At 69.8% G+C, this 9,245-nt stretch carries 8 protein-coding genes; 5 read left to right on the top strand and 3 right to left on the bottom strand.

What is annotated here, in order from left to right:
* Nucleotides 1–155: 155 nt before the first annotated feature.
* Together M1203_RS38320 and M1203_RS38315 are read right to left on the bottom strand one after the other, a co-directional pair.
* The gene (locus M1203_RS38320; RefSeq protein ID WP_249954493.1) at nucleotides 156–1,097 is read right to left on the bottom strand and encodes a hypothetical protein; all 942 of its coding nucleotides are present in this window, start codon (nucleotides 1,095–1,097) and stop codon (nucleotides 156–158) included.
* The gene (locus M1203_RS38315; protein ID WP_249954492.1) at nucleotides 1,094–2,809 is read right to left on the bottom strand and encodes a non-ribosomal peptide synthetase; all 1,716 of its coding nucleotides are present in this window, start codon (nucleotides 2,807–2,809) and stop codon (nucleotides 1,094–1,096) included. Before M1203_RS38315 ends, M1203_RS38320 begins: the two co-directional genes overlap by 4 nt.
* Nucleotides 2,810–3,941: 1,132 nt before the next feature.
* Here M1203_RS38315 and M1203_RS38310 point away from each other — a divergent pair.
* The 4 genes from M1203_RS38310 (at nucleotide 3,942) to M1203_RS38295 (ending at nucleotide 7,617) form a co-directional block, all read left to right on the top strand.
* Nucleotides 3,942–4,211: an acyl carrier protein gene (locus M1203_RS38310; RefSeq protein ID WP_249954491.1), complete on the top strand. Its 270-nt coding sequence runs from the start codon at nucleotides 3,942–3,944 to the stop codon at nucleotides 4,209–4,211.
* The gene (locus M1203_RS38305) at nucleotides 4,208–5,362 is read left to right on the top strand and encodes an acyl-CoA dehydrogenase family protein (RefSeq protein ID WP_099965361.1); all 1,155 of its coding nucleotides are present in this window, start codon (nucleotides 4,208–4,210) and stop codon (nucleotides 5,360–5,362) included. The genes M1203_RS38310 and M1203_RS38305 overlap by 4 nt, the downstream gene beginning before the upstream one ends.
* Nucleotides 5,362–6,834, top strand: coding sequence for an AMP-binding protein (locus M1203_RS38300; RefSeq protein ID WP_249954490.1), 1,473 nt, complete (start codon nucleotides 5,362–5,364; stop codon nucleotides 6,832–6,834). Before M1203_RS38305 ends, M1203_RS38300 begins: the two co-directional genes overlap by 1 nt.
* Before the next feature lie 81 nt (nucleotides 6,835–6,915).
* Nucleotides 6,916–7,617 carry a methyltransferase gene (locus M1203_RS38295; protein ID WP_099965359.1) on the top strand — a complete coding sequence of 234 codons (702 nt, stop codon included), beginning with the start codon at nucleotides 6,916–6,918 and terminating at the stop codon, nucleotides 7,615–7,617.
* Between the two features lie 62 nt (nucleotides 7,618–7,679).
* On the opposite strand, the gene M1203_RS38290 is transcribed toward M1203_RS38295, so the two are convergent.
* On the bottom strand, nucleotides 7,680–7,823 hold the full coding sequence (locus M1203_RS38290) for a hypothetical protein (RefSeq protein ID WP_249954489.1): 144 nt from the start codon (nucleotides 7,821–7,823) through the stop codon (nucleotides 7,680–7,682).
* Between the two features lie 799 nt (nucleotides 7,824–8,622).
* Here M1203_RS38290 and M1203_RS38285 point away from each other — a divergent pair.
* Complete coding sequence (locus tag M1203_RS38285) at nucleotides 8,623–9,096, top strand: hypothetical protein (RefSeq protein WP_249954488.1); 474 nt, start codon at nucleotides 8,623–8,625, stop codon at nucleotides 9,094–9,096.
* The last annotated feature ends 149 nt before the right edge of the window (nucleotides 9,097–9,245 follow it).

Here is a 9,245-nt window from a genome sequence, read left to right as displayed (position 1 = left end):
GTCTCCGTGAGACCGCCCCCGCACGACCGAAGTCCCGCTACACTCCCACCACCGGGCGAAAGACCAGGTCAGACACCGAAATCCTGCTGGAGTACTAGGCGGCATCGTCCGCTGTGCGCCGGGTCCCAGGACGATCAGGCGGCTGCACCCCCGCCTCAGACGACCGAGAAAGCCATGCATCCCCACGAGTTGTAGCCCGAAACGATGGCCAGGATCCGATCGCCCGGCTCGATGATGCTCTCCGACGCCATCGCGGACACGTTGATGAGAGCGTCTGCCGCGAAGCAGTGGGAGTAGCCCGCCACGGTGCCCCGGTAGGTCCGGTCGAACGGCACCTCCGCCGCGTTCGCGAAGGTCCTCAGCGTGGGCTCGAGGTAGTTGTTGGTGACGAGGTAGGAGAAGTCTGCCGGACCGAGCCCGGTCCTCTCGTAGAGCGCCGCGGCTGCCCGGCGCACTCCGCGGGCCGTCGCCATGGCCATCGCCATCGGCTCGGACTCCGACGTCAGAGCATGCAGTCCTGCCTCGACGGTCATGGTCGTGCCGAGCAGCTGCAGACCGTGCTCGGGGCGGCGGGTACTGACGACGCAGGTGGCAGCGCCATCGCTGAGCACCCCGATGCCGCCACCGACCAGGCGTTGCCCCGGTCGGCAGACATCGGTGGTGGCGACCAGCGCGGTGGTGGCGTCGCCGCCGCGCAAGCAGGCCACCGCGGTGCGCACGGCGACGGCCAGGTTCGCGCAGTTGGCCAGGCCGACGCCGATCAGCGGGGTGCGGTTCAGTCCTATGGCCTGAAGGAACCGCGCCGCGTCCAGCTCGGGGTCGGCGCTGTCCCAGAACGTGTTGGTCGCGTAGACGACCAGATCGACGGCTGCGGTCGAGGAGGACGGATCGAGCGTCGACGTCGCGCTGTCTGCTGCCAGCTGCCAGGCCTGCCGGTCGGACTGCCGGAAGTGCGCCAGCCCGCCTCGCGTCAGCTGCTCCAGCGCCTCCGACGACAAGATTTCGGGCAGCACCGCGATGTCGTTCGCCTCTCCGACCGCGACGCCGATCCGGGTCAGGAAGATGTCGGGCCAGGCTTCACCCGCCCCCGTGGTCATCGTCGAGCGAGGTGGCGGCGGCAGGCGGAGGCGAGTTCTTCGATCGTCTCCGCTCCCTGGAACACCTCGAACGGCAGCTCGGTCGCCAGCAGGCTGTCCAACCTGCTGGCGACGTCGACCGCCTGCAACGAGTCACCACCGAGGTCCTTGGTGAAGGAGTCCTGGACGCTGATGTCGTCGAGGTCGAGCACCTGCTGCCAGATCCGGAGTATCTCCGCCTCCATGTCGTCACGCGGCGCGACGATCGGGCGGGTCCGCTCCACCGGTGATTCGCGGGGCTCGGGAAGTGCTCCCCGGTCGACCTTGCCGTTCGTCGAGAGCGGAATCTCGGGAAGGTTGATGAACCGGGCGGGAACCATGTACTCGGGGAGTCGGCTCGCGAGGTGCTCGCGCAGTTCTCGGCGCCCGGCCCGGCCCACGACGTAGGCCACCAGCTGGCTCTGGCCCTCGGATTCGCGCACCACCGCGACGGCTTGACGGACGTCCGGGTGCGTCCCGAGGCTGGCCTCCACCTCGCCGAGTTCGATGCGGAACCCCCTGACCTTGGCGAGGTGATCGGCTCGTCCTGCTGAGGTCAGGAGACCATCCGCGTCCTGACGGACCAGATCCCCCGTGCGGAAACCCACCTCGGAGAACTGGCCGGCATCGAGCTCGGCCTGGCCGAAGTAGCCCAGGGTGACACCGGGTCCGCTGACGTGCAGTTCGCCGATCTCGCCCGGAGCTGTCGGAGTGTGGTCGGGGTTCAGCACGCGCACGTCGACGATGTCCGTGACCGGGTAGCCCATCGGTGCGGGGCGCTCCTCGCCCGGCTTGCACCGCCAGTGCGAGACCACCGGCACCTCGCTGCTGCTGAACACGTTGTGCAGCGCAGTCTCCGGGAAGATCGCGAAGAACCGCTGCTGCAGGGCCGGGGGCAGGGGTTCGCCCGCACACAGGACATGGCGCACCGCGGTGCAGCTCGCGGCCTCGGGCTGTTCGAGGAACAAGCGCATGACCGACGGGATGAAGGTGGAGATGGTGATCTGCTTCCTGGCCGTCAACCTCGCCAGGTAGCCGAGGTCGGTCTGTCGGCCCGGAGGGACGACCACCGTGCTGCCGCCGGTCAGCAGCGGCCAGAGCAGGCCGTGCACGAGGGCCACGAAGTTCACCGACATCTTGAGCAGGTGGCGATCGCCGGGGCCGACGCCGAACGCGTCGACGATCCACGGGATCTGGACCGCGCAGTTCTCGTGGGACAGAGTCACCTGCTTCGGCCGGCCGGTCGAGCCCGAGGTGCTGAAAATGAAGGCTGCGTCGCCCGGCACCGTGACGACGGCCGGCGCGGTCGTCGACACGCGATCGGACACCTCGAAGTGCGGGTGCGCGAAGTCGAGCCGCTCGGCCGCGGCGCGGGGCGCGATGAGCGCTGCAGCGGCCCCGTTCCGCAGGATCTCCTGGTTGCGCTCGGACGGCTCGTCCGGGCTCAGCGGGAGGCAGACGGCTCCCGCCTTGAGGATACCGACCACGGCCGCGGCGTACTCGACCGAGCGGTCGAGGCAGACGGCCACCGAGTCACCGTGCTCGACACCGCGGTCGAGCAGTGCTTCCGCCACCGCGTTGGCACGGGCGTCGAACTCCGCGTAGGTGACGGAAGCATCGTTGACATGAATTGCATCGAGGTCCGCGTACTTCCTCGCTGCGACCGCGAACAGGTCTATCAGCGTTGCTGTCACAGGCGTACCTCTTAGAGTGTGGGACGAACGACGAGCACGGCGGCGACCGGACTGGGAGCTCGCACGAACCACGTGGGTCCGGGTGTGCCGAACAATCGAGTGCGGGATGTTGGGGAGCGCGACGCGCCGCATATCTGGGTCAGTTCACGAAATCAAAAGCATTGTCATGACGTCAAGGTCTCGGGCGTCGCGCAATGTCGTTCGTGGTGCGTTCGTGACAGGCCGTCCCATTTCGTCGCCCACCCGTTCTCGGGCTGCGCGAAGAGCCGTCGATCACCGCGTCGATGCTCGACAGTGGGCCGGGGAACGATGCGTGGAGAGCGGTTTCCCGGTAGGGGCGAGGATGCACGGGCCGGACGAGAGCGGGGTGTCGCCAGGCGCCGCCGACCGGACGTCCGTCGAGCCGTGTTCCGGGGACCGGGACGCGGTGCGGCGCGGCGCGGCGGGAGCGGAGATCGACGGCGGATCCCGGTGCGTGTTCGCCGGTGCGCCGAGGAGGCCGAAGGCTCCGCCGGATCGCGGTCGCGACCACCGGTGAGCTGGTGCTGGGCGCCGGATCGGGCGGCACGGACGGCCGGAGTGACGGAGCCCTCCACGTCGTCGCCCTCGCCGGTCAGGAGCTCGGTCCGGGCCGCCGGCGCGACCGGCAGGACTTGACCGGGCGCCGCGGACGCGCCGATGCTGCGTCCCACCGCGGGTCGACGTGTCCTGGTGGGCCCACCGACGGCACGTCACCGCCTACGTCGACCAGGACCGCGCCGAGCTGGGCGGTTCCGAACACCCACAATCAGCGGAACGGCCGCGAAGGCCAATAGATGCACGGCAGGATCACAGCGGACTCGGTGCGACAGATCGAGGGTGGACCCGTCGACGAGGCTTCCCGCCGGCGTCGATCGCGGCGTGCGAACCTGCATCATCGGTCACTGGTGGCGCGCCTCATCACGCCGACCCGGTTCCCTCGCGCCGGGCTGGCCCGGGCCTGCGTGCACCCCATTTCCCGAAGACCCGTAATGCTGTAGCCTCCGGTCCGGAAGGCAGGGAATCTGCGCGATTAGCCGCTGGTGGCTCTTCGGCCAGCCACCTCGACGAGTATCGGTGACGGCGTCCTGCGGCCATGGGAGGGATGTAGTCCTTGTCCAACGAATCTATCGCATCAATCCTGGATCGACTGCTCCGCGCGCACCTGCCGAATATCGGGGACGACATGGTCATCGGTCAGCACGAACCTCTTTCGAGGTTGGGTCTGGACTCCTTAGGCATGGTCCGGCTGGCGATGCGGATGGAGCGAGAGTTCCAGGTGGACCTCCCGGACGGGTTCCTGGTTCCCGAGACCTTCGAGACCCCCGCCTCCATCGCCGCTGCCGTCGCGGCCCTGCGCCCGGATCTGGACATCGCGTCATGAACACCGTCGCGGCGCAGGCGACCTCCGAGGCCGTCACCGCGGTCGCGGACGTCGCCGCGGCGCACGCGGAGCAGGTCGACCGTGAGTCGCGGTTCCCGGTCGAGGCGGTGGAGGCGCTGCGGAGCGGTCGCCTGCTGTCCATGGGTGTCCCGGCCGGGTTCGGCGGCGGCGACCAGGGCATCGGCACGGTGGCGCGGACGACCACTGCGCTCGCCCGGAAGTGCGGATCCACCGGCCTGATCTTCGCGATGCACCAGAGCCAGATCGCGTCCTTGGTCCGGCACTCTGAGGACGAGGCGGTCCAGCGTGCTCTGCGGCGCATCGCCGCCGAGGAACTGCTGGTCGCGTCGGCCACGACGGAGGCGAGCGTCGGGGGTGACGTGCGCACGAGTTCCTGCTTCGTCGAGCGGGTCGGCACCCGCTTCCGGCTGGCGAAGCAGGCGTCCGTGATCTCGTACGGTGGACACGCCGACATCATCCTGGTGACCGCCCGGCGGGACGCGGCCAGCGATCCGCAGGACCAGGTCCTGGTCCTCTGCGACCGGGACGGCGTCACCCTGGAGCAGAACGTCGTCTGGGACGTGCTCGGCATGCGCGGCACGTGCAGCCACGGCTACGCGCTGCTGGCCGAAGGCGACGGGGACGCCGTCATGACCACCCCGTACGCCGTCATCAGCGCCCAGACGATGTTGCCGGTGTCCCACGTCCTCTGGGCGGCGGCGTGGCTGGGGCTGGCCGAGGAAGCCGTCGAGAGGGCCCGGCTGTTCGTCCAGGCGTCCGCCCGGAAGAAGCCGGAGGTGGTGCCGCTCGGCACGGTGCGGCTCGCCGAGGCGACAGCTCGGCTGCACCAGATGCGGGCACTTGTGGGCGCCGGGGTCGGCCGCTTCAAGGAACTCGCCGCCGTCCCCCACGAGCTCTCGCGCATGTCGACGGTGGTCGAGTTCAACAGCCTCAAGGTCTCCGCCTCGACGCTGGTGGTGGAGATCGCGGCAGCGGCCATGTCGATCTGCGGCATCGCCGGCTACCGCTGCGACGGCCCCTACAGCGTGGCCCGGATCCTGCGCGATGCGTACGGCGCTGCTCTCATGGTCAACAACGATCGGATCAACGGCAACAACGGGCAGCTCATGCTCGTGGGGAAGTCGTTCTGATGCGGTTGGAGGACCGGTTCCTGGCTGTGCTGGCCGACCACCGGGACGAACCCGCCATCGTGGAACCGCATCGTTCGTGGACGTTCGCCGAGGTCGACGCGCTCGCCCGGCACTGGGCCGCAGGGCTGCGCTCCCGAGACGGCAGCCGTCCCGCTGCGGTCGCCGTGCTCGCAGGACGCAGCGCGACCGGCTGCATCGGCGTGCTCGCGGCGTTGTACGCCGATGCCGCGTTCGTGCCGGTCAATCCGGCGTTCCCGGCCGTGCGCAGTGCGGGCGCGATGGCCGCGACCGGGGTGGGCGTGCTCATCGCCGATGTGACCGCCGACCAGGAGCTGGTCGCTGCGATCCTCGCCGCCCATCCGGTTCCGGTGCTGTGGGCGGATCCCAACGCCCCGGTGCCGGTCAGCGACGCCGGACTCGGCCGGCGATTTTCCGAGATCGCGTACGTGCTCTTCACGTCCGGTTCGTCGGGGAGCCCGAAGGGCGTGTCGATCTCCCACGCCAACGTCGACGCGTTCCTCGACGCCGCTGTCGCCCGCTATCCGATGGGTCCCCCGGACCGGTCGGCTCTGACCTGCGACCTGACCTTCGACCTCGCTCTGGCGTCGCTGTTCCTGGCCTGGTCGCAGGGATGCGCGATCGTGCCGGCCTCCGTGTTCGCCATGGGGGATCCGGCGCGGTTCGCGGCCCGCTACGGGATCACCGTGTGGACGTCGGTGCCGTCGGCCATCGGCCTGGCGAGGGATGCCGGGTCGCTGGTCCCGGGTTGCCTGCCCGGCCTGCGGATCAGCATGTTCTGCGGTGAGGCCCTGACGGTCGACGCGGCCACCGCCTGGTCGCGGGCCGCACCCGGCTCCGCCGTCGTCAACAACTACGGTCCGACCGAGGTGACGATGTTCTGCACCGCGTTCGAGTTCCGCTCCGACCCACCGCTGGACGGCCCCACCGTTCCCATCGGACACCCCTTCGAGGGCGTCGAGATCGCTGTCGTCGACGCCGACGGCCGTCCGGCTGAGGCCGGTGAGCTCCTGCTGCGAGGACCTCAGATGTTCGACGGCTACGTGGACCCCGGCCAGGACGACGGAGCGTTCACGGAGACGGACGCGCCGGGCGGTCGCTGGTACCGGACCGGCGACGTGGTCCGGTCGGGCGTCGACGGTCTCACCTACATCGGCCGACGCGACGATCAGCTGCAGGTCGGCGGCTTCAGGGTGGAGCCGGCCGAGCTGGAACAGGCGATCCGTGCCCTGCTCGGAGTGGCCACCGCGGTCGCGGTCCAGCGGAGGAACACGATCGTCGCGTTCGTGTCGCCGGCGCCGGCGGCCAGGGATCCGCTCCTCCTGATCGAGGAGGTGCTGCCGCCCTACATGTGTCCGAAGCACCTGGTCGTCGTCGACGAGCCGCGGCTCAACGCCAACGGCAAGATCGACCGCCGCTACTACCGGGACCGTGCCACCGAGCTCGCGGTCTGAACCGGATCCCCAGGCATCGCGGCCGCTCCCAGGTCCCCGGCTCGCTGCAACCCGTAGCTCCGACCTCGCTAGGAGATTCCAATGAACACATCGGCCGAGTCGGTACCCGACGATGCGCTCGGCGTCAGCTCGTGGGAGGTGACCCAGGAGACCGAGGTCGAGTTCGGTGGCCTCGGCTGGACCGTGCTCCCCAGCGTGTATCCCATGCACCTGGTCCGATCGAGCGAGTTCTTCCGGCGGCAGCTGAGCGCTCTTCCGCCGGTCCACTCCTTCCTGGAGGTCGGCTGCGGCGCCGGTGCGCTGTCGGTGCTCGCCGTCAAGAACGGTCTCTGCCAGGAGGCCACGGGCGTCGACATCAATCCCAACGCACTGGCCGCGTCGCAGATGAACGCTCGTCGGCACGGCGTCGAGGACGCGACGACGTTCGTCTACAGCGATGTGTTCGACGGGGTCTCGGACTCGCAGTTCGATCTCATCTTCTGGAACTCGAACGGCGCCCTTCCGGATTCCGGGGAGATCCTCGACGAGGATGCGGCCATCTCGCACCACGAGAGAGCCATCTTCGATCCCGGCTACGCCAGTCACCTGCGGTACCTCGAACTGGGCCGGAACCATCTCCGACCCGGAGGTCGGCTCCTGATCGGGTTCTGCGGTAACGGGGATCTCGAGTTCATCAAGGAGAAGGCAGCGGGCCTCGGCCTGAGCCTGGAACTCCTGGCCACCGACGATGAAGGAAGTCACCCGCACTACCTCCTGGAGATCCGGGAGACCTCTCCCGCCTAGGGTGCTCGGTGCTCGACCTGCGCCGGCGGGGCGGCGACCATCGTGCTGGTCGCGGCGCGCGATCACGCGGAGAGGAGCTGCGCGGCGGGGACGTCGCGGTCGGCCGCCGTCGGGTCCGCGGTCGGCCTGACGACGACGGTCGGTGAGCGCTGGCCGACACGGAGTTCGCCGCGCTGATCTCCCCTTCGCGCCTGGTCCGTCGCCATGCCGCGGAGGTCCTCGGGCCCACGAGCTCAGCGCTGCCGCGGCCACCGGTGCCGATCCGCGGATCGCGGACGTCGCCCGACGGTGCCTCGACGGGTCCTGGGCCGGCGGCGCCGGGCGACCCGAGCCCACCGGCTCGCCTCGGCCGCCGGCAGCGGAACTCGACGGATCCCCCATCCGGACGACCGTGCCTGCCTCCTCCATTCGCCGTGATCTTGAAGGTGGCGTGCCGGAACAAGGAGAAGTGCCCCTGAGCTGGGGTAATGCGGTCTGCTGAGACTGCAGGACACCCAGGACGAGGAGCACTTTTCAGGTGCACGACAGCGCGTGGTCGAAAGATCTGACGGTCGACGTCGATGGGCACGGGGTCGCACACCGGGTCGGCGGTGCTGCGCCTGATCGCGGACAACACCGGGCTGACCGCCGGGTTGTCCCGGGCGGTGACCCGCCGCGGGTTCACCCCGGTCCACGACCGCGGCCGGGTCGATGACCCCTGTCGCTTCGGCCACGCCGATCGCCGAGGCTCAGGTTTCGCGCGCTCCGACTCCGCTGGACGTACGCCGCACCGCGGTGACCCAGGCCGTACACCGTGCCGCGCGGGCACCACGCACAGCAGCCGACCTCCGGGTGATGGCCGCGCAGAGCCGCTCCACGGGGGCGGCGCAGAAACGGACGGGACACCCCGCGCCCGCGACCTCTGCCCGGCTGCCGGCCAGCTCGCCGACGCCCCGGCGCGGACGCTGACTCCCACCCCAGGCCGCACTCCACTCGCGACCGTCCCCGCCCAACAGGAGTTCCACCATGCCCACCACCATGCTCGACCAGGCCACGGCCATGATCGAGAACACCTGGGGCCAGCCCATCGAAGCTCTTGAGGTCCTAGGGGTCCGCCGCCCTAGCGAGGACCCGCTCCTGCGCTGCGCCATGCACACCCGCGCGGCCCTGGCCATCACGGACAGCGCGGTAACCTTTCACCAGGACCGCCTTCACGCCCTGTCGCGGCATGGGTACGTGCCTGACTTCTACGAACTCGACCGGATCACCGAAACGGCGGTCAAGCTCCGCGTCGCCCACGCGGAGAGCCGTGCGTACCTCCAGGCGATCCGGCGCGTGGTGGAGGCTCGGGAGGCCGCCGGACCCGAGGTTGCGGCATCGGCGGTTCGGCTGGCTCAGGCCGCTGTCGCCCGCTCCGGGGGCCGTGCCCGAACCGTCCTCTCCGGCGGCGGTCGTAGGTCCGTCAGCGCCCACAACGGGGCCCCGACGTTGAAGGCTTAGCTCCGATTCTCGTCGCGGGGGCCCTCTTCGGCCCGGGGGCCCACCGCGCGGGCTACTGAACTTGAATGTGTGATGTCGGCCTGATCGTGTCAGTTGGTCATGGTCAGGCCGGTGCCTATGAGGCAGCCGTCGATGAGGTGCGGTCGGTA

The organism is Streptomyces sp. 35G-GA-8, assembly GCF_023534745.1.
In the GTDB taxonomy this organism is placed as follows: domain Bacteria; phylum Actinomycetota; class Actinomycetes; order Streptomycetales; family Streptomycetaceae; genus Streptomyces.
This window is presented reverse-complemented; position numbering and strand designations above follow the sequence as displayed.

What these genes read in the sequence shown, in the direction of transcription:
- M1203_RS38320 (WP_249954493.1), bottom strand. Translation starts at nt 1,097, where the DNA reads ATGACCACGGGGGCGGGTGAAGCCTGGCCCGACATCTTCCTGACCCGG.
- M1203_RS38305 (WP_099965361.1), top strand. Translation starts at nt 4,208, where the DNA reads ATGAACACCGTCGCGGCGCAGGCGACCTCCGAGGCCGTCACCGCGGTC.
- M1203_RS38300 (WP_249954490.1), top strand. Translation starts at nt 5,362, where the DNA reads ATGCGGTTGGAGGACCGGTTCCTGGCTGTGCTGGCCGACCACCGGGAC.
- M1203_RS38295 (WP_099965359.1), top strand. Translation starts at nt 6,916, where the DNA reads ATGAACACATCGGCCGAGTCGGTACCCGACGATGCGCTCGGCGTCAGC.
- M1203_RS38290 (WP_249954489.1), bottom strand. Translation starts at nt 7,823, where the DNA reads ATGGCGACGGACCAGGCGCGAAGGGGAGATCAGCGCGGCGAACTCCGT.
- M1203_RS38285 (WP_249954488.1), top strand. Translation starts at nt 8,623, where the DNA reads ATGCCCACCACCATGCTCGACCAGGCCACGGCCATGATCGAGAACACC.